This window comes from Marmoricola sp. URHA0025 HA25 (genome assembly GCF_054059435.1).
This window is the reverse complement of the sequence record NZ_JBSSCD010000001.1, coordinates 842,577-862,168: the sequence shown is the minus strand read 5'-3', so window position 1 is coordinate 862,168 and position 19,592 is coordinate 842,577. Positions and strand designations below refer to the sequence as shown.

Genomic DNA, 19,592 nt, shown 5'->3' with positions numbered 1-19,592 from the left:
GTCACGGAGCGACCCGGAGCAGGTAGTCGAGGCTCCTGCGGACGTCGGCAACGGGCCCCTGTCCGGCGCCGTCGTCCGCCTCGTCCTCGAGCATCACGTCCTGCTCGAGGACGTACCACCCGCGGTAGCCCGCCTTCTCGAGCGTCTGCACCAACGCGGCAATGTCGACGTCGCCGTCGCCGAGCGGCCGGAACATCCCGCTCCGGACCGCCTCTCCGAAGGTCAGCGTGCCGTCGATCACCTCGGCCGCAAGCGCGCCGTCGACGTCCTTGAGGTGCACGTGGACGACGCGGTCGGGGTGACGCTTCGTCAGGGCGACCGGATCGGCGCCACCGACCACCAGGTGGCCGGTGTCGACGCAGAGGCCGACGCGCGAGCCCGCCAGGACGCGCTCCGCCTCATCGCCGGTCTCGACCATCGTGCCCACGTGGGGGTGCACGCACGCCACGACGCCGCGGGCCTCCGCGCGATCAGCGATCCGGTCGAGGTTCGCGAGCATCAGCGCCCAGCCGGCGTCGTCGAGCACCGGGCGCGCGTCGTACCCGTCGACGCCGGTGAACGCGGCGAGCACGACCACGCCGGCGCCCGAGGCCAGACAGCCGTCGATGAAGGTGTCGACCTCGGGGAGCGGGTCGTGGCCCGGGTCGTGGAGCAGCACCGGCAGGAACCCGCCGACCGCTGTCATCCCGTAGGAGGCCAGCTGAGTGGCCTTGGCGGCAGGGTCCTCCTCGAGGAAGCCGGCGGGACCGAACTCCGTCGCAGCGAGCCCGAGGGACCGCATCTCCCCCAGCACCCGGTCCGCTTCCAGCTGGCGGCCCCAGTCGGGGACCTCGCAGACACCCCAGGAGATGGGTGCGCCCGCGATCCTGGATCGGAGAGGAGGTGCGTACTGGTCAAGGGCGTCGGAGGGCTGCACCTGCGTCATGGGTGAGATTGTCGTCACACTCCGCTGCAAAGGTCAAGACTTTGTTAGGACATATGGACGTATGGACATCCTGCGCTAGGATGCCCACCACGTTCATCACCACGAGGGCTCGCGAGAGGACGTCGGATGCCACTGCCTGACGTCGTGGTGAACCGCTCGAGCCCTGTGCCGCTCTACTTCCAGGTCGCCGAGCAGCTGGAGCGGGCCATCGTCGAGGGCAAGCTGGTGCCGGGTGACCGGATCGCCAACGAGGTGGCGCTCGCGGGCGAGCTCGGGCTGTCACGACCGACGATGCGACAGGCGATCCAGCTGCTCGTGGACAAGGGCATGCTGGTCCGCAAGCGCGGCGTCGGCACGCAGGTGGTCCACCCCCCGATCAAGCGGACCGTCGAGCTGACCAGCCTCTACGACGACCTGCTGCGCACCGGTCATCGTCTGGAGACCAAGGTGCTCGGCTGCGCGCTCGTGGAGGCCGACGAGCTCGTCGCTGCGCGTCTGAAGGTGTCCGAGGGCACCGCGGTGTGGCAGCTCGACCGGCTCCGCTCGGTCGACGGCGAGCCGCTAGCCCTCATGCGCAACTTCGTGCCTGCGACGATCATCGACGTCAGCGCCGCAGACTTCGCGACCACGGGCCTCTACGAGCGCTTCCGGGCGGAGGCAATCCACCTCCGTGTGGCCCACCAGACGATCAGCGCGCGGCGCGCGGAGTCGGGCGAGGCGAAGCTGCTCGGCGGCCGCAAGGGCGACCCCGTCCTGACCATGGAGCGCACGTCGTTCGACGACAGCGGCAGAGCCGTCGAGTACGGCACGCACCTCTACCGGCCGGACCTGTACGCCTACGAGACCACGCTGGTGGACCGCTGAGGTGACCTACGGGCGCTCGGCCCGCAGGAGGCGCCTCGGCGTGCGCTGACGGTTGCGCCGGACCCGCACCTTCCGCGAGCGACGCGCAGCCGAACGAGCCATGTCCGCGGCGCCGACCATCCCCGCCTGCGGCCCCAGCTCGGCGGCCGCGATCACCGGCTCGTCACGATGGCCGCGACCGGTGAGCGCGCGGGAGAACGCCTGTTGCGTCGGTACGACGAGAAGGTCGCCGGCAGCCGACACCCCGCCCCCGATGACGATGCAGTGCGGGTCGAAGGCGGCCGTCAGCCCGGCCAGGCCGACGCCGAGCCAGGTGCCGACCTCGGCGATCAGCTCGACCGAGAGCGGGTCGCCGGCCCGCGCCGCCTCGGTGATCTGCGGACCCTCGAGGGCGTCCGCGTCGCCGCCGACCACGTCGCGCAGGTGGTGCGCGACCGGTGAGTTCGCCCGGATCAGCTCCCTGGCGTCCCGGACCAGCGAGTTCCCGGATGCGTACTGCTCCCAGCACCCGCGGTTGCCGCACTCGCAGCGATGGCCCTGCGGCACGACCTGCATGTGACCGAACTCCCCCGCCATGCCGTTGGCCCCGCGGTACACCCGCTGGTCGAGCACGAGCGCGCCTCCGATGCCCGTGCCGAGCGTCACGCACAGCACGAACCGGTGCCCGCGGCCGGCGCCGAACCGCGACTCCGCGAGCGCCGCGGCGTTCGCGTCGTTGTCGACCACGACGGGCACCCGCAGCCGTTCGACGATCCGGGCCCGCAGCGGCTCACGGCGCCACTCGAGGTGCGGGGAGAACATCACGACCGAGCGGGCCGTGTCGACGAAGCCCGCGGCCCCGATGCCGACCGCCGCGACGTCGTACCGGGTCGCGAAGCCGTGCACCAGCTCGACGATCGTGTCTTCGACGGCCCGCACGTCATGGCCGAGCGTGGGTCGCTGGGCGAGCTCGAGGACCGAGCCGGTGCCGTCGACCACGCCGGCCATCACCTTGGTGCCACCGATGTCGATGCCGACCGTCAGCGGCTCCCAGCGCGACGGGCGCACGCGGCGTGTCGGAAGGTCGGACATGGGGCAAGGCTACCGAGCATCGCGACGGCGGCTCCGGGCCGCCGCGCTGGTGCGTACCACCAGGTGCGGCGGCACCACCACGGCCGACGGCACTCTGGTCGCGCCGTCCGCGCGACGGACCGCGAGGTCCAGCGCCGCGTCGGCGAGCGCCTGACCATCCTGGGCCACGGTGGTCAGGCCGATGCTGGCCAAGCCGGCGATGTGGCTGTCGTCGTAGCCGACCAGCGAGAGGTCGCCCGGGACGGCCACGCCCCGCTGGCGCGCCGCTGCGAGCAGGCCGGCAGCGCAGTGGTCGTTGAACGCCACCACCGCGGTGGGGTGCGACGGTCCGGAGAACAACTCGACCGCCGCACGCTCGCCGTCCTCGTCGGACAGCCCGCCGTGGAGGACCCGGATGGACGAGGAGAGCCCGGCGGTCGTCATCGCCTCCCGGTAGCCGCGCCGTCGCTGCGCAGCACCCGGAGCGCGCCCGCCGTCGACATGGGCGATCCGTCGGTGCCCGAGTGCCACCAGGTGCTCGACGGCGATCCGCGCGCCGTGCTCGTCGTCGGTGCGGACGACGTCGCACACCGGTGAGCTGAGCTCTCGTGCCACGACGACGACCGGCACGCGGTGGGCGAGCTCGTCGAGGTCGGCACGCCGCATCGCGGGTCCGACCAGCAGGAGCGCTTCGCAGCGGAACTCCAGCAGCGACTGCACCGCCGTGTGCTCCCTGCGGGTCGGCGCCGTCGCCCCGAGCGCCAGGTCGAAGTCGGTGGGTTCGACCGACCGGTAGAGGTGCTCGACCAGCTCGGTGTGGAACTCGTGGTGCAGCCCGAACACGACGCCGATGGTGCGGCTGCGGCTGCTGCCGAGGAGGCTGGCACGTCGATCGGGTCGGTAGGACAGGTCGTCCGCGGCACGCATCACCCGCTCGCGGGTCGCCGTACTGGCTCCCGGGACGCCGCGGAAGACGATCGAGACCAGTGCCCGCGACACGCCTGCCCGTGCGGCCACGTCGGCCATCGTGGCCGGACGGTCGTTGGTCCCCACGGTCCACCTCCTCGTCGTGGTCACCGACCGATCCTAGATCGCTCTAGTCCGAACCTTGACGAGCGACCCGCCGCTCGACAGACTAGAGCGCTCTAGTCACCGATCAGGAGGACCTCATGACAGCCGCCCATCGCGACCCCGTCCGGATCGCGCTCATCGGCGCCGGCCGGATCGGCACCTCGCACGCGACCTTGCTCGTCGAGCGGGTGCCGGGTGCACTCCTGACGACCGTGGCCGACCCGCGGCCGGAGGCGGCAGCCGCGCTCGCGGCAGCGCTCGGAGTCCGGGCCGCAGACGACGCGGCCGAGGTCTTTGCCGATCCCGAGGTGGACGCCGTGGTGATCACAGCCGCCTCGGTCGCCCACGCCGACCTGGTCACTGCCGCCGCGGAGGCGGGCAAGGCGGTCTTCTGCGAGAAGCCGATGGGAATGACCCTGGCGGAGATCGACCGCGGCATCGCAGCGGCCGCGCGCGCCGGCGTGGCCCTCCAGGTCGGCTTCAACCGCCGGTTCTCCCACGATTTCGCGACGGCCCGGCGGCTCGTCGACGACGGCACGATCGGGACACCGCAGCTGCTGCGCTCGGTGACCCGTGATCCCGGCCTTGCCGATCCGGCTTCGGTCCCGCCGTGGACGATCTTCACCCAGACGCTGATCCACGACTTCGACACGCTCCTGTGGCTCAACCCGGGCGCCGAGCCGGTGACGGTCTACGCGACGGCCGACGCGCTCGTCGCACCCGAGTTCAAGGACGCCGGGTTGCTCGACACGGCAGTCGTCGTGATCACGTTCGACAACGGTGCGCGCGCGGTCGCCGAGGCCAGCTTCTCGGCGTCGTACGGGTACGACGTGCGCGGCGAGGTGTTCGGCTCCCGCGGGATGGTGACGATGGGCGGTGGCCCCCGGTCGGCCCTGGTCCTCTCCACCGCATCCGGCCGGTCGGTGGAGACGGTCCGCGGCGACGTCGAGCTCTTCGCCGACGCCTACACCGCCGAGCTCTCCGAGTTCACCGCCGCCGTGACCGAGGGTCGAGCACCCGCGGTCACGGGTGAGGATGCGCGTCGCGCGTTCGCCGTGGCGCTGGCGGCGATCGCCTCCGTCGAGTCGGGAGCGCCTGTCGCGGTGTCGGACGTCGTCCGATGAGTGCGTCTCAGTTCACGCTCGCCATCTGCGCAGAGATGGTCTTCACCGAGCTGCCGATCGAGGAGCGGGTGCGCCTGATCGACGACCGCGGGTTCGCAGTCGAGATCTGGGACTGGACCCGCAAGGACCTCGACGCACTCGCCGCAACCGGCGCGACCTTCACCTCGATGACCGGCTACGTCGAGGGGAACCTCACCGATCCAGCCGGCGCCGATGCCCTCCTCCGGTCCGCAGAGCGTTCCGTCGAGGCGTCGGCGAAGCTCGGCCGGCCGAACCTGAACCTGCACGGCACGGGGCTCGACGACCGCGGGCTGCCGGTCGCGCCGGTCGGGACCGTGACCGGGGAGATGTGGCTCGCCGCCGAGAGGACGCTGTCCCGGATCGCCGCTCTCGGTGAGCGCGAAGGCGTCGTGTTCTGCCTGGAGAACCTCAACACCGCGGTCGACCATCCGGGCACGCCGTTCGCGCGGGCTGCGGACACCCGTGCGCTCGTCGCCGCGGTGGACAGCCCGCACCTCCGGATGAACCTCGACCTCTACCACGCCCAGATCGGCGAGGGGAACCTGCTCGAGCTCACCCGGTCGTGCCTGCCGCTGGTCGGCGAGATCCAGGTGGCCGACGTGCCGGGCCGGTGCGAGCCGGGCACCGGCGAGGTCAACTACCGCGCCGTGGCTGACGCGCTGCGCTCGGCCGGCTACGACGGAGTCGTGGCGATGGAGGCCTGGGCCTCGACCGACAGCCCAGCGGCGCTGAACGCCTTCCGCGACACCTTCGGCTGATCGCCGTCCCCGTAGGGACGGCGATCGCGGCTCGGGTCGACAAGAATTCACGAACTCGACGGCCGACGCCGGGAATATACGGACTGCAGTCCGGTTAAGGTAGATGAAGGTTGAACCATCTACCTACCACCAGGAGCCGGCATGAACTTCTTCAACCGCAAGAGCGACGTACTCGAGCACGACTTCGACGCTGCGACGAAGGTCGTCGAGGACATCTCGGGTGACTACACCCTCGACGCGGCGCACAGCCGCATCGGCTTCAGCGCGCGCCACGCGATGGTCACGACGGTGCGCGGCCAGTTCCGGGAGTTCGAGGGCCAGGCGCACATCGACACCGCGACGCCGGCCCGACTCCTCGGTCACCGTGACGATCAAGACCGCCAGCATCGACACGGGGGTCGTCGACCGCGACGGTCACCTCAAGTCCGCGGACTTCTTCGACGTCGAGACCTACCCCGAGATCACCTTCGTCTCCACCGAGGTCTCCCGCGACGGCGACGACTGGACGATCGCCGGCGACCTGACGATCAAGGGCGTCACCAAGCCCGTCGCCGTGGAGTTCGAGTCCACCGGCTCGGCCCAGGACCCGTTCGGCAACCTCCGCGTCGGCTTCGAGGGCGGCACCGCCATCAACCGCAAGGACTGGGGTCTCGCGTGGAACGCCGCGCTGGAGACCGGCGGCGTGCTCGTCTCGGAGAAGGTCAAGCTCGAGTTCGACGTCTCGGCCATCCAGAACGCGACTGCCTGACACTTCTGCTCCAGCCAGGCCCGGACGGGGCCGCCGGATCTCCGGCGGCCCCGTTCTGCTGCCCAGTTGTGCTGCCCGCTGCCCGGCGCTCCCGGCCGTAGACTGACCGCCACGGGTTGCGCTCCGGTGCCGAGGATGGCGCCGGCACCAGCGGCGGTCTCGGGCACGAGGCGGCGAAGGCGGGATCGGCATGACGGGACCGAAGCCGACGGCATCGGGGCGGGGCGCGCTCCCCGCCGAGATGACCAGCTTCGTGGGACGTCGCCGCGAGATGGCCGAGACGCGGCAGCTGCTTGCCGGCAGCCGGCTCCTGACGCTCACCGGTCCGGGAGGTGTCGGCAAGACGCGGCTCGCCCTGCGGATGGCGGCCGAGGTCCGGCGTACCTTCCCCGATGGGGTGTGGTTCGTCGAGCTCGCCGCACTCCACGACCCTCAGCTGCTGCCGCACACCGTCGCCAACGCCCTCGAGCTGCGGCAGGTGTCTGCCAACCCTGCGGCTGATCTCGCCTCGTACCTGGAGGAGCAGCGCACGCTGGTGGTGCTGGACAACTGCGAGCACCTCACCGACGCCTGCGCGGTCCTGGTCAGCAAGCTGCTCGCCGCCGCGCCGGGGCTCCGCATCCTCGCCACCAGCCGGCATGTCCTGGGAGTCGAGGGCGAGCAGATCTTGTCGGTCCCGCCGCTGTCGGTCCCGGAGGCCGACCGGGACGTCCTGGCCGGCGACGCGACCCACTACGAGTCGGTGACCCTCTTCGTCGACCGGGCGGCCGCAGTCGCGCCGGGGTTCTCGATCGACGACAGCAACCGAGCGACGGTCGTGGAGCTGTGCCGGACGCTCGACGGCATCCCGCTCGCAATCGAGCTGGCCGCCGTCTGGCTGCGCATCCTCTCCCCCGCGCAGATCCTCGAGCGGCTCGAGGACCGCTTCCGGCTGCTCAGCGGCGGGAGGCCGGCGATGCCTGCGCGGCAGCGGGCGCTGGACGCCACCGTGGGCTGGAGCCATGACCTGTGCTCCCCGAGCGAGCAGGTGATGTGGGCCCGACTCTCGGTGTTCACGGGTGGGTTCGACCTCGACGGGGCCGAGGCCGTGTGCTCGGGCGACGGGATCGACCGCGACGACGTCCTCGGCCTGGTTGCCGGTCTGGTCAACAAGTCGATCGTCGTCCGGCACCAGGCGACCGACCACACGACCGCCTGGTACCAGGTGCTGGAGAGCATCCGGCAGTACGGCGCCGAGCGGCTCGTCGAGCTCGACCAGGTCCACGCGTCCCGGTTGCGCCACCGTGACCACTACCGGGCGCTGGCGAGCCAGTTCGCGGCGGACGGCTTCGGGCCGCGCCAGGCCGACTGGTTCACCCGGCTCCGCCGCGAGGCGGGCAACCTGCGGACCGCCATCGAGTTCTGCCTCGCCGAGGACGGAGAAGCCGCTGCCGCCCTGGAGATCGCCGCCCCCTTGTGGAACTTCTGGTTCGCTGGCTTCCTGCGCGAGGGCTACCGCCACCTCGTCCGGGCGCTGGACCTGGCGACCGAGCAGACCGTCGTCCGGGCCTACGGGCTCTGGGCGGCCAGCTACCTGGCCATGTTCGCGACCGACTTCCAGCGCAACGCCACGATGCTGGCCGAGTGCGCGGAGATCGCCGCGGGGCTCGACGACGACCTGCTGCGGGCGCGCATCCAGGAGTGCCGCGGACACGCCACGCTCTACCAGGGAGACATCCCCGGAGCCATCGACCTGCTCGAGCAGGCGCGCAGCCAGTTCCAGGCGATCGGGGACCCGCTCGGCGAGTTCGACACGCTGATCCTGCTCTCCGCCTGCACGTTCTTCCTCGACGACCCGCGCGTCGAGGAGTTCAGCCGACAGGCCCTCGAGCTCGCCGAGCAGCACGGCGCCCAGTCGTCGACGGCGTACGCGCACTGGAGCGTGGGTCTCGCACAGTGGCGCGCGGGCGAGTTCGACCACGCGACCAGCTCCCTGCGGACGTCGATCCGGCTCTTCCAGCCGATGCACGACCTGACCGGCATCAGCTTCGGGGTCCAGGCGCTCTCGTGGTGCGCGGCGTTCGCCGAGCCCGGTGAGCGGGCCGCGCGGCTGCTCGGTGCGGCCCAGGCAGTCTGGCGGACCAGCGGTGCGAAGGTCGACGAGACCAACGCCTACAGCGTCTTCGACACCCGGTCCGAGGACGCCCTTCGCGAGGCGATCGGGTCGGGTGAGTTCGACTCGGAGGCCTTCCAGCGGGCCATCGCGGAGGGATCGGCGTACTCGTTCGAGCAGGCCGTTGCGCTGGCCCTCGGCGAGGAGGACGAGAGGTCCGACGACGCCGCGGCGCCGGCCAACCGGCCGAGCGCCGAGAATCCCGGGGGGCTGACCCGCCGCGAATGGGAGATCGCCCACCTGCTCAGCGAAGGCTTGAGCAACAAGGAGATCGCCAACCGCCTGGTGATCTCGCAGCGGACGGCGGAGACCCACGTCGAGCGCATCCTGACCAAGCTGGGCTTCACCTCCCGGCTGCAGGTCGTGAGCTGGGTGGCCGAGCAGCAGGCTCGCTGACGGCGCGGATCTACGTAGGGATACCCGTAGCTCTCCCGACGCCCGGAGCCGGTGCGACGGGCCAGTCTTGGTCCACGTCGTCCCCCACACCGAGGTCCCTGATGAGCAACCACGTCCGCCCGATGCTGCTCGGCTACGTCCGGGCGGACGCGCTGGGGGACCTCACCGGACTGGCGCGGGCGGAAGCGGAGCTGCAGGCGTACGCCGACACCGAGGAGTTCGGCCTGGGCACCATCTACTTCGAGCAGGGCGACGAGTCCGGTGCGGCGTTCCACGCGCTGATGGCCGAGCTGGGCCGCGACGAGGCCGTCCGCGGCGTCGTGGTCCCCGACCTGCGTCACCTGACCGTCCACGAGCAGCTGGTCCTGACCCGGCACGCGGACGGTGCCCGGACGGCCATCTTCACTGCCCGCTCCCCCCATGCCGGCGGGCCTGGCGTCGTTTCCCCCGTCGTCGCCAGGCCCGCCGTTCCACCTCTGCGCCAGGACTCAGCCGGCTAGGAAGTCGAGCAGCACCTTGTTGACCTCGGCGGCGTGCGTCCAGAGCATCCCGTGCGGGGCACCGTCGATCTCGACGTACGTCGCCCCGGGCAGCGCCTGGGCGAACCGGCGACCCGTCGCATCGATCGGGAGGATGTTGTCAGCCGTGCCGTGCACGATCAGGGCAGGGACGTCGATCTTCTCGATGTCGGCGCGGAAGTCGGTCAGCCAGGTCGGCTGCGCCCAGACCGAGGCGTAGGGCGAGGCGTTGTAGGCGAGCTGCTGGTTGGCGTCGAGCGCCTCCTGGCTCAAGCGGTTGCCCAGGAACTCGTCGGTGTTGAAGAACCCCGCGAAGAACTGGGTGAAGAACGCGTACCGGTCGCTGGTCACCGCGTCGAGCAGGCCGTCGAAGACGCTCTGCGGGACACCCTCGGGGTTGTCCTCGGCCTGCAGCAGGTAGGGCTCGAGGGAGCCGAGGAAGACCGCCTTGGCCACGCGGTCCGAGCCATAGGTGCCCAGGTAGCGGCCGACCTCGCCGGTGCCCATCGAGAACCCGACGAGCACGACGTCGCGGAGGTCGAGCGTGTCCAGCACGGTCGCGAGGTCCGCTGCGAAGGTGTCGTAGTCGTAGCCGGTCGTCGGCTTGCTCGAGCGACCGAAGCCGCGGCGGTCGTAGGTGATGACCCGGTGCCCGGCGTCGAGGAGCGCGGCCGTCTGCTGCTCCCACGACGAGCCGTCCAGCGGGTAGCCGTGGATGAGGACGACCGGCTGCCCGGTGCCGTGGTCCTCGTAGTACAGGTCGATGTCGTCGGTGTTCTCCGTGCCGACGTGGATGGTGCCCATGGGATGTCCTCTCGTCGTGGAGAACGCACGTTCTCCGCTGTTCCGCTACTGTAGAGAACGTTGGTTCTCTGCGCAAGTCCCTGAAGGAGGTGGTGTCCATGTCCGAACAGGTCGACCCACGGCAGCGGATCGTCGACGCGGCCGACGCGCTGTTCTACGCGCGCGGGATCCGGGCGGTCGGCATGGACGACGTACGGACCGCCGCCGAGGTCTCGCTCAAGCGGCTGTACGCGCTGTTCCCCGGCAAGGACAGCCTGGTGCTGGCCGTGCTGCACAAGCGGCACGAGATGTGGGCCGACGGACTGACGGCGGCCGTCGAGGCGAGGCAGGACCCACGCGAGCAGCTGCTCGCCGTCTACGACTACCTGGCCGAGTGGTTCGCCGAGGACACCTTCCGCGGCTGCGGCTTCATCAACGCCTTCGGCGAGCTCGGCCCGACGTCGCCCGAGGTCGCGGAGTACGCCCGCCAGCACAAGCGCAGCTTCCAGGAGCAGCTCGCGCACCTGGTCGCCCGCGCCGGCGTCGATCCGGCGCTCGCTCCCCAGCTGGCGATCCTCGCCGAGGGAGCACAGACGACCGCCGCCATCGAGGGCTCGCCCGAGGCCGCCCTCCACGCCCGCAAGGCGGCCGAGGTGCTCATCGCCGCGGCCGCTCCGAGCCGGGCGAGGTGACTCGCTACTGGAGGTTGGGGGCGTCAGCCCGCAGCCGGGCAAGGAAGCTGGAGATCCGCTCGTTCTGCAGATGACCGAAGAAGTCAGCTGGCGGCGACGCGTCCTGGATGATGCCCTGCTCGATGAACACCACCCGATCGGCGACGTCGCGTGCGAACCCCATCTCGTGGGTGACGACGAGCATCGTCATGCCCGACTCGGCAAGGTTCCTCATCACTCTCAGGACCTCACCGACCAGCTCCGGGTCGAGGGCCGAGGTTGCCTCGTCGAACAGCATGACCCGGGGCCTGGCCGCGAGCGCTCGTGCGATGGCAAGCCGCTGCTTCTGGCCTCCGGACAGGTCCGCGACCTTGTGCTGGACATGGCTGGTGAGCCCGACCCGCGACAGCTCCTCCATGGCCCGCTCGGTGGCTTCCTCGGCTGAGAGCTTCAGGACCTTGGTGAGCGACAGCGTCACGTTCTGGATCACGTTCAGGTGCGGGAAGAGATTGAAGTGCTGGAAGACCATTCCGATCTCGCCCGGATTGAGGGAATCCCTCGGTGACCGCGACGAGCCTTTTCGGCGCCACCAGTGTCGCCCGGTGTCGGCTGATTCCGCTTGCAGGCGTCGTCCCTCCAGGAGGATTTCTCCCTCGTCGATCTGGGTCAAGCCGGCGATGCAACGCAGGACCGTCGACTTTCCGCCTCCACTGGGACCGACGACGGCGACGACGTCACCTTGGTAGACATCCATGGAGATCCCCTGGAGAACCGCCGCCTCCCCATACGACTTGGTGACCCCGCGAAGCGAGAGGTAAGCGCCCTCGGTCATGAGAACCTCCTGTGATGGCTCCGGGTGAACTCCCGGTGCCGTGGATCGAGCCGGGCGCCGTGTGCCGACCGTCATACCGTCCCGAGCCTTTGTTCCAGTGAGCGGGCGCCGAGCGCCAGCGGGTAGGCGATCACGAAGTACAGAACAGCGAGCGCGGTGTAGAACTCGAGCGGGCGGAAGGTGAGTCCCACAGCCGTCTGAATGTTGTTCGTGAGCTCGCCGAGGCCGATGACCATCAGCAGGGACGAGTCCTTGATCAGGCCGATGAAGACGTTGGCGGTCGCCGGGATCGCACGCCGCATCGCCTGAGGAAGCAACACGAAGCGAAACGCCGTCACCGAGGAGAACCCCAGGACCTTCGCCGCCTCGCCCTGCCCAGGATCAATCGACTTCAAGGCGCCGCGAAAGATCTCGGAGAGGTACGCCCCGGAGTTCAGCCCCAAGGTGAGGGCCCCGGCCTGGAACGGTGGCAGGGTGATGTTGAAGAGGATGGGGAGAACGAAGAAGACCCACACCAACTGAGCCAGAGCGGGCGTCGTCCTGAAGAACTCGACATAGATGTAGGCGAACGGCCTGAACAGCCGGGAGTAGAGCCGCATCGTTGCCGTGACCAAGCCCATTATCGTTCCCAGAACGAGTGCGGTCAGCGACACCAGGAGCGTCATCTCCAGACCACGGACAAAGAGCTCTGGGTAGGCCCCGAGAACCGACCAGTCCCATGAGTAGTTCTGATTCACCACAGACTCCCGACCGCTCGCCCTGTTGATCGACTACTGCGTGACCGACTGCTCCGCGAGAACCTTCTGCAGCAACTGCGGAAGAGTCCCGTCCGCAGTCTTCTTCTCCAGAAAGGCGTTGATGGCGTCACGGAGAGCATTGTCGCCCTTGCGAACGGCGAAGCTCGTCGGCAGGCTGTCCAGGCCCTTGGCGACGTCGGGCAACATGACCGTTCCCGGGAACTGCGCCAGGATCGCCGGCGCCACCAACGTGTGCGCACCGATGGCGTCGGTCCGCCCGGCAGCCAACCGCGCGGCGAGGTCCGCGTACGACGACTGCGTCAGTCGATCGACCTTGGCCTTCGGCAGGTACTTCTTCACGATCTCGTCGTCAGAGGTGTTGGCCAGGACGGAGACCCGGACCTTGGACGAGTTCAGCTCCTCCCAATTCGCGTAGGCGCCCTCGCGGACGATCCAACCGGACCCGAAGTACAGGAACGGGTTGGTGAAGTCGACGGCCTTGGCGCGCTCAGGTGTGTTTGCCAGGTCGACGCCGATCATGTCGATCTGACCCGACTGGAGAGCAGCAATGATCGTGTTGAAGGTCAGATTCACGAATTGCACCTTCACGCCGAGGCTCTCGGCAAACTGGTTCACGATCTCTGGCGTGAAGCTGGTCCATGCGCCGGTGGGGGTCCGGATGGCAAGCGGCGGGTCGATCGCGATACCGACGCGGATCTTTCCGGCCTTCTTGATGGCGCCGACCGAATTGGTGTCGGCGGCAGCTTGGGAACCCTTGGTTGCGGTGCCACCACATCCGCTCATCACCAGCGCAGCCGTCAACATGACAGCCACGAGTGCGAGCTTGTGAATCGCTTTCATCGATACTCCTTTGATTCGGCAACAACGTTGCGCTGTCGGGACCTGTGACTGGTGTCAGTCGTTGCGACCCCGTGCGAATACCTGCCACTCGAGATCGCCTTGACCGTCGGCGACCACGAGCCGATCTGCGAGATTGATGGCCGTGCAGACGTGATTCGGCACGATCGCCACGCGCTCGCCGATTGCTGGCACTTCGGACCGGGCAACAGCCGAGACATCGACGACTGCGTGGTGCTCCCAGATCCGCTCGATGCGAGCGCCCTGCAGGCCAGGGATCAGTCCATGTCCCGCATCGAAGGGAAGTCGGTCCGAGGCGATCACCTTGGATCCGGCGTCGAGGACGACGCCCTCCGGCCCCGGCGCACTGACGACCGTCGCCACGACGGCGAGGGCCACATCCCCGATGCCCGCGCTGCCGAGCTGGACCTGGTAGGCGTCGTTGAGTGCGTAGACCCCCGGCCGCAGCTCCGTCGCAACCGAGTCGACCACCTCGTAGAGCGTCGGCGTGGAGCCGCCGCTGCGAACCGGGCAAGGAACTCCTCGGCGATCGAACTCTGCCAGGCTCTCGGCCAGCGTCCGCGCCTCGTCGCGAGCCGCACTCCCGCCAGCACCGGCCGCGTAGGAATGACCGGGGAACGTGAAGACGCCGAGAACCTCCAGGCCCACCTCCCCCGCCAAGTCAGCGAGCCGAGCCGCCTCACTCGGTTCGACCCCGGTGCGTCCCAACCCCGAGTCGACCTCGACGAGGACCGAGATGGAGACGCCACCTTCCGCAAGCCCCTGCAGCGCGCGTACGCCGGATTCGGAATCAACGCCGACTCGCACTCTCGCTCGCTCCGCAAGCGCCGACAACCGGTCGCGGCCGGCCGCCGTCACGACCGGATAGGCGATGAAGAGGTCGTCGAACCCGGCCTGCACCCAGGCCTCGGCCTCACTCAGCGATGCGACCGTCAAGCCGGCCGCCCCGCACCGAAGCTGACGCTCGGCGATCTCCCGGGTCTTGTGCGTCTTCGCGTGCGGCCGAAGCACGACGCCACGATCCTCACAGGAGCGCTGGGCACGCGTCAGATTGGCATCCAGGATCTCCGGAGCGACCGTCAGGAACGGGGTGGGTCGCTGCGATGTGTTCGCCAGCGCCCATTGCAACGACGCGCGGTCTGCCGGACTCACGACGATGTTCCCGTCGCACTCATCACGTGCTTGATACGGGTGTACTCCTCGATCGCGAACGCGGAGAGGTCGTTGCCATGTCCGGAGTGCTTGTAGCCGTTGTTGGGCATGTCCGGCCCCACCACCAGATGACAGTTGACCCAGACCTTGCCGAAGTCGAGCTGATCACACAGCCGCAGAGCCCGCCGATGATCGTTCGTCCAGACGCTGGCGGCCAGACCGAAGCGAACGTCATTGGCGAGCTGAACAGCCTCTTGTTCGCTCGTGAAGGACTGGATGGTGCAAAGCGGCCCGAAGACCTCCTCCTGCACGATCTCGTCGTGCTGATGGACTCCGGTGACCACGGTCGGCGGGTAGAAGTAGCCGCCATTCGTGCGATCCGGACTACCCCCGGTGAGCACCCGAGCGTGCTCCGGCAGGCGGTCCACGAAGCCCTGGACCTTGTGCAGGTGCGTTTCACTGTTCAACGCGCCATAGGCGATGCCGGTGTCCTCAGGAAGCCCGTAGCGCAGCCCATGCGCGGTGTCGACCAGAGCACTGACGAACTCGTCGTGGATCGAGGCCGACACCAGCACTCTGGTGGCCGCCTCGCAGTCCTGACCGGCGTTGCCGAAGGCGGCGACCGCGATCCCGCGCGCCGCCTCGACGATGTCGACATCCTCGAAGACCAGAACCGGGGCGTTGCCGCCGAGCTCCAGGCTCACCCGCTTGAGACCCGCGGCAGCTGCACCTGACACCTCGATGCCGGCCCGCTCGCTTCCGGTCAACGACACGAGCTGCGGCCCCGGATGCGCGACCAACGCTCGACCGGTGTCACGGTCACCGACGACGACGTTCAAGACCCCCCGCGGCACCAGGTCGCTGATCATCTCGGCGGCAAGGACTGCAGTGACCGGCGTCGTGTCGGACGGCTTCAGGATGATCGTGTTGCCCGCCGCGATCGCCGGCGCGAACTTCCACGCCGCGACCAGCAGCGGATAGTTCCAGGGCACGACTCCGACCACGACCCCGACCGGCTCTCGCCTGACCGACGAGTCGTGCCCGGCGACGAAGGACCCCGATGCCAGGCCCCTCAAGCCGCGGGCGGCAGCCGCGAAGTACCTCAGGTGATCGATGATCATCGGGAATTCTTCGTCGCGCATGGCGTGCACGGGCTTCCCTGTGTTGCGAACCTCGGCAGCGATCAGCTCGTCCCGGTTCGACTCGAGCACGTCGGCCATCCGGAACAGTGCCAGGCTCCGCTCACCGGGCGTAGTCAGACGCCACTCCTGAAATGCGATCTGGCTGGAACGAACTGCCGCCTCGACGTCATCGGCCCCGGACAGGGGCGCCTCCATGTAGGCCCGGCCCGAGGACGGGTCGATCACCTGCGAGTGCCGCCCAGACCGAGGAGGGACGCTCCTGCCGTCGATGAAGTTCCGTAGTCGCTCCATGATCAGGGCGCCATCCCACCGGCAGCGGAGGTGATCAGGCCAGGATCCACGGCCGTCAACAGGCGCACCAGCTGCTGGTGATCCTGCTCGGGGAGCGGGAGCAGCGGGGGACGCACGGGACCGACGGGAAATCCGACGAGCTCCAGGCCCTCCTTGACCGCGGCAAAGTACGGATGGGAGGTGAGGAAACGCATCAGTGGCATCAACGCTGCGTTGATCCGCTGCATCTCGTCGAAGTTCCCTCGCATGCCGGCATCGACCAGCCGGACCACCCCGGGAGCAAGCAGGTTCGCGCACCCGAGCACCGCGCCCGCAAGTCCCATCGTGAGGCCGGGCGCGACCAGGAGCTCCTCACCGCACAGCAACGACACCTTGTCGGCGTGGTCCTGCAAGAAGGTCGTCATCATCGTCAGGTCCGCGGTGGAGTCCTTGAGGTACTTGATCTGCGGGACTGCCCGGATGATCCGCAGCATCAATTCAGGGCTCATGCCCACACCGCTCGCTGCCGGAATGTTGTACAGGCAGATGGGCAGACCGATCGTGCCGATCGCCAAGTAGTAGGCCACCAGCTCGTCGGGGGTGAAGGTCCCGTAGTAGGGCGGCACGACCAGAAGGCCTGCGGCGCCGGCGTGGGCAGCATGCTCGGCCAGGTCCCGAGCAACGGCGGTCGACGTCGAGCCGACACCCACCATCACCGGAACTCGACCGGCCGCCTGGTCGACCACGATGTCGGTCACACGTCGACGCTCCTCGAGCGTCAACGAGGCGAACTCTCCGGTCGTGCCACACGTAGCCAGGGCCGCGACGCCATCACGGATCTGCCCGTCCGCCAGCTTGCGGAGAACACCCTCGTCCACGTCGGCCCCGGACGCGGTGAACGGGGTAACAAGCGGTGACACCACCCCACGGAATTCCATGTGCTCGCCTCCTCCCTCTCAAGGTAAAGCATTACCGGTAGCGCCTTACCTGTCAAGCAAGTGCCGTGGGCTTCTCGGCGGATCTTTCGCCAGGCACGAGCTGGGCCGACGCCGGGTCCAACGACTCCGGGCACGGCTTGTCGCGCGCGAGCCTTGTTCTCAGGGGTGATGCACTGCTGGTGGTTCAGCGAAAAGGGCGCACTGCACGGTCACTTCATGAACCGCCCGCCGTTGACGACGAGGGTCTGACCGGTGACATAGGTCCATGACGCGATGTCGAGCACGCACCGAGCGATCTCCTCCGGTGTGCCGACTCGGCCGAGCGGCGTCAGGTCCTCGACGGCACGTCGGCTCTCCTCGGGGACGGAGGACCACATGTCGGTGGAGACCGGTCCAGGCGCCAGCGTGTTGACCCGCACTCGCGGGGCGAGCTCACGCGCCAGCGTCTGGCCCAGGCCGATCGTGCCGGCCTTGCTCGCCCCGTACGGCGCGCCATGGATCGAACCCACCACGGCCCCGTCGGACGAGACGTTGACGATCGCGCCCTCGTTCTCCGCAAGCTCCGTCGCGAGCTCACGGGCCAGGATCATCGGTGCGGTGATGTGGACGTCCAACGAGGACCACCAGTAGTCGTCGGTCACGTCGGCCAAGAGCTGGTCTTGAAGGATCCCGGCGCAGGTGACCAGGAGGTGCACCGGGCCACGTGCCCGAGCCACGCCGGCAAGCCGGCTCAGATCCTCCGGAACCTCCATGTCCGCCACCACAGGGGTGACCGCCCCGGCCGCCTCACCCACCTGCGCGATGGTCTCAGCCTCGTCCGTTCCGCGGCCACGATGGCTGAAGACCACGTCGTATCCGCGGCGCGCGGCCTCGACGACGACCGCCCGGCCGATGCCTCGCGAGCCTCCGGTCACCAGGGCGACGGGGCGGATGCTCACAGCATCACCCGTCCGCCGTCGACAACGACGGTCTGGCCGGTGGCATAGGTCCAGTGGCACAGGTCCAGGCCGACCTTCGCGATCTCGCTCGGTTCCGCGACGCGGCCCAAGGGGGTCTCTGTCTCGAGTGCGCACCGCTCCGCCTCCGGCAGCTCGGCGTACATGTCCGTGCCCACAGGGCCCGGCGCGAGCGTGTTCACCCTGATCTGAGGAGCTAGCTCACGGGCCAGTGCCTTGGTCAGCCCCAGGATGGCCGCCTTGCTGGCGCCGTACGCCGCACCGTTGACCGAGCCGACGACCCCGCCGGTCGACGCCACGTTGAGGATGGAGCCGCCGGTGGCGCCGATCGAATCGGCGAAGCCCCGCGCGAGGATCAGCGGAGCCGTGACGTGGACGTCGAACGAGCGGCGCCAGCCCTCGTGGGTCAGTTCCGCAAGCGTCCCGCGGGCCATCGTCCCGGCATTGTTGATCAAGATGTGGACCGGACCGTAGCCGAGCACCGTGGCGGCCACCGACTCGAGGGACGTCCGGTCGAGGAGGTCAGCCTCGACCGGCGTGACCGTGCTCCCGGCGCCGGCCGCCGCGACCGTGGCCGCGGCGTCGTCGGCGCGGCCACGATGGGTGAAGAACACGTCATAGCCACGAAGGGCTGCCTCGACGACGAAGGCGCGACCGATTCCGCGGGAACCACCGGTCACGACCACGGCACCGGGCTTCGTCACGCTTCAGTCCCGCTGTGGGCGCAGGTGTCGATCTCGACAGCGGCGCCGGAGACGTGGCCGTCCCTTCCGACCCGAGATGGCATGAACCGGGCAACGACCGGCGAGACCACATCACGGGAATCCATCGCCCCTCCTCCTCACTCCTCGTCGGAGCTCAGTCTGAAGCGTTACCGGTAATGCGTTACCTGTCAAGCAACTCGGGTGGGCTCGGCCGGGTGTCGCTAGGAACCTTCGGGAGGGAGGTCGGGATCGAGCCGCTTCACGTGCCGAACCATGAGCGCCTCCGCGAGCGCCTCGTCACCAGCGACGACGGCATCGAGGATCTGGGCGTGCTCCAGCGAGGTGGTCCGCAAGAACTCGCGGCTGAGGCTCCGCAGCGCGGAGCGCTGGGTCTGATCGCGCAGCCGCATCACCATGTCGGTCAGCCGGCCGTTGCCGACAGCCCCCACGAGCCCCAGGTGAAAGCGCCGATCGGCCTCGAGGTGCGCCACGAGGTCTCCCTCGGCAGCGGACTCCACGGTCACATCGGCGATCGCAGCAAGCTCGTCACGCTGCGGCAGGATCGGCGTGGGATCTTCGGCCAGCAACCGCGTAGCCAGTGGTTCCAGCATCATCCGTAGCTGGTGGATCTCGCGGCGGTCCGCGAGCGTGAGGGGGACAACCCGGTAGCCGCGGTTGCGTACGGACTCCATGATCCCCTCGTCGACGAGTGCCAGCATCGCCTCCCGAACAGGGCTCGTCGAGACGCCCAGCTCGCTGGCCAGCGCGGACACCGAGAGGATGTCGTCAGGTTTGACCTCTCCGGCCGTGAGCCGCTGACGCAACAGCGCCAGAGCCTGGTCCCGAAGGCTCCAACCGTGCGTCAAGCGCACGGGAGCAGCACCTTGGCTTCGCTTCACTC

General features: G+C 69.1%; 20 protein-coding genes and 1 pseudogene. 8 read left to right on the top strand and 13 right to left on the bottom strand.

All coding sequences use genetic code 11. The features are described from left to right. Position 1 precedes the first annotated feature (1 nt). A complete protein-coding gene (locus ACVW00_RS04180; RefSeq protein ID WP_457109644.1) occupies positions 2 to 925 on the bottom strand; it encodes a TIM barrel protein in 924 nt (307 codons plus the stop codon). A 126-nt stretch (positions 926 to 1,051) separates the two neighbouring features. Between ACVW00_RS04180 and ACVW00_RS04175 the strand changes: the two genes are divergently transcribed. Next, complete coding sequence (locus ACVW00_RS04175; RefSeq protein ID WP_457109643.1) at positions 1,052 to 1,789, top strand: GntR family transcriptional regulator; 738 nt, start codon at positions 1,052 to 1,054, stop codon at positions 1,787 to 1,789. A gap of 6 nt (positions 1,790 to 1,795) precedes the next feature. Here the strand turns inward: ACVW00_RS04175 and ACVW00_RS04170 are convergent, their stop codons facing one another. Beyond that, the gene (locus ACVW00_RS04170) at positions 1,796 to 2,860 is read right to left on the bottom strand and encodes an ROK family glucokinase (RefSeq protein ID WP_457109642.1); all 1,065 of its coding nucleotides are present in this window, start codon (positions 2,858 to 2,860) and stop codon (positions 1,796 to 1,798) included. Between the two features lie 9 nt (positions 2,861 to 2,869). Continuing rightward, a complete protein-coding gene (locus ACVW00_RS04165) occupies positions 2,870 to 3,916 on the bottom strand; it encodes a LacI family DNA-binding transcriptional regulator (protein ID WP_457109641.1) in 1,047 nt (348 codons plus the stop codon). A 92-nt stretch (positions 3,917 to 4,008) separates the two neighbouring features. Between ACVW00_RS04165 and ACVW00_RS04160 the strand changes: the two genes are divergently transcribed. From ACVW00_RS04160 to ACVW00_RS04135, 6 genes and pseudogenes are all read left to right on the top strand, one after another. Next, entirely contained in the window at positions 4,009 to 5,034 is a 1,026-nt protein-coding gene (locus ACVW00_RS04160) for a Gfo/Idh/MocA family oxidoreductase (RefSeq protein ID WP_457109640.1), read from the top strand. Beyond that, positions 5,031 to 5,813, top strand: a complete 783-nt coding sequence (locus ACVW00_RS04155) for a TIM barrel protein (protein WP_457109639.1) — start codon at positions 5,031 to 5,033, stop codon at positions 5,811 to 5,813. The genes ACVW00_RS04160 and ACVW00_RS04155 overlap by 4 nt, the downstream gene beginning before the upstream one ends. A 141-nt stretch (positions 5,814 to 5,954) precedes the next feature. After that, positions 5,955 to 6,104 (top strand): annotated as a pseudogene (locus ACVW00_RS04150) (YceI family protein); the annotation flags it as partial. Between the two features lie 73 nt (positions 6,105 to 6,177). Then, positions 6,178 to 6,561 (top strand): YceI family protein, encoded by a 384-nt coding sequence (locus ACVW00_RS04145; protein ID WP_457109638.1) that lies wholly within the window; start codon positions 6,178 to 6,180, stop codon positions 6,559 to 6,561. 190 nt (positions 6,562 to 6,751) lie between these two features. Continuing rightward, positions 6,752 to 9,109: a LuxR C-terminal-related transcriptional regulator gene (locus ACVW00_RS04140; protein ID WP_457109637.1), complete on the top strand. Its 2,358-nt coding sequence runs from the start codon at positions 6,752 to 6,754 to the stop codon at positions 9,107 to 9,109. A gap of 101 nt (positions 9,110 to 9,210) precedes the next feature. Beyond that, positions 9,211 to 9,609, top strand: coding sequence for a hypothetical protein (locus tag ACVW00_RS04135; protein WP_457109636.1), 399 nt, complete (start codon positions 9,211 to 9,213; stop codon positions 9,607 to 9,609). Here ACVW00_RS04135 and ACVW00_RS04130 read toward each other — a convergent pair. After that, complete coding sequence (locus ACVW00_RS04130; RefSeq protein WP_457109635.1) at positions 9,598 to 10,431, bottom strand: alpha/beta fold hydrolase; 834 nt, start codon at positions 10,429 to 10,431, stop codon at positions 9,598 to 9,600. The two genes, ACVW00_RS04135 and ACVW00_RS04130, sit on opposite strands and share 12 nt — an antisense overlap. 98 nt (positions 10,432 to 10,529) lie before the next feature. Between ACVW00_RS04130 and ACVW00_RS04125 the strand changes: the two genes are divergently transcribed. Then, positions 10,530 to 11,102: a TetR/AcrR family transcriptional regulator gene (locus tag ACVW00_RS04125; RefSeq protein WP_457109634.1), complete on the top strand. Its 573-nt coding sequence runs from the start codon at positions 10,530 to 10,532 to the stop codon at positions 11,100 to 11,102. 4 nt (positions 11,103 to 11,106) lie between these two features. Here ACVW00_RS04125 and ACVW00_RS04120 read toward each other — a convergent pair whose 3' ends face one another. The 9 genes from ACVW00_RS04120 to ACVW00_RS04080 form a co-directional block, all read right to left on the bottom strand. Next, complete coding sequence (locus ACVW00_RS04120; protein WP_457109633.1) at positions 11,107 to 11,988, bottom strand: amino acid ABC transporter ATP-binding protein; 882 nt, start codon at positions 11,986 to 11,988, stop codon at positions 11,107 to 11,109. Beyond that, entirely contained in the window at positions 11,985 to 12,650 is a 666-nt protein-coding gene (locus ACVW00_RS04115) for an amino acid ABC transporter permease (RefSeq protein ID WP_457109632.1), read from the bottom strand. The genes ACVW00_RS04120 and ACVW00_RS04115 overlap by 4 nt, the downstream gene beginning before the upstream one ends. 33 nt (positions 12,651 to 12,683) lie before the next feature. Further along, positions 12,684 to 13,511: a substrate-binding periplasmic protein gene (locus ACVW00_RS04110; RefSeq protein WP_457109631.1), complete on the bottom strand. Its 828-nt coding sequence runs from the start codon at positions 13,509 to 13,511 to the stop codon at positions 12,684 to 12,686. 54 nt (positions 13,512 to 13,565) lie between these two features. Then, positions 13,566 to 14,657, bottom strand: coding sequence for an alanine racemase (locus tag ACVW00_RS04105; RefSeq protein ID WP_457109630.1), 1,092 nt, complete (start codon positions 14,655 to 14,657; stop codon positions 13,566 to 13,568). 20 nt (positions 14,658 to 14,677) lie between these two features. Beyond that, positions 14,678 to 16,114 (bottom strand): aldehyde dehydrogenase family protein, encoded by a 1,437-nt coding sequence (locus ACVW00_RS04100; protein WP_457109629.1) that lies wholly within the window; start codon positions 16,112 to 16,114, stop codon positions 14,678 to 14,680. Positions 16,115 to 16,116: 2 nt separating this feature from the next. After that, a complete protein-coding gene (locus ACVW00_RS04095; protein ID WP_457109628.1) occupies positions 16,117 to 17,031 on the bottom strand; it encodes a dihydrodipicolinate synthase family protein in 915 nt (304 codons plus the stop codon). Positions 17,032 to 17,240: 209 nt separating this feature from the next. Further along, on the bottom strand, positions 17,241 to 17,969 hold the full coding sequence (locus ACVW00_RS04090; RefSeq protein WP_457109627.1) for an SDR family NAD(P)-dependent oxidoreductase: 729 nt from the start codon (positions 17,967 to 17,969) through the stop codon (positions 17,241 to 17,243). Next, positions 17,966 to 18,691: an SDR family NAD(P)-dependent oxidoreductase gene (locus ACVW00_RS04085; protein ID WP_457109626.1), complete on the bottom strand. Its 726-nt coding sequence runs from the start codon at positions 18,689 to 18,691 to the stop codon at positions 17,966 to 17,968. Before ACVW00_RS04085 ends, ACVW00_RS04090 begins: the two co-directional genes overlap by 4 nt. Before the next feature lie 221 nt (positions 18,692 to 18,912). Continuing rightward, a complete protein-coding gene (locus ACVW00_RS04080; protein WP_457109625.1) occupies positions 18,913 to 19,563 on the bottom strand; it encodes a GntR family transcriptional regulator in 651 nt (216 codons plus the stop codon). Positions 19,564 to 19,592: the final 29 nt, after the last annotated feature.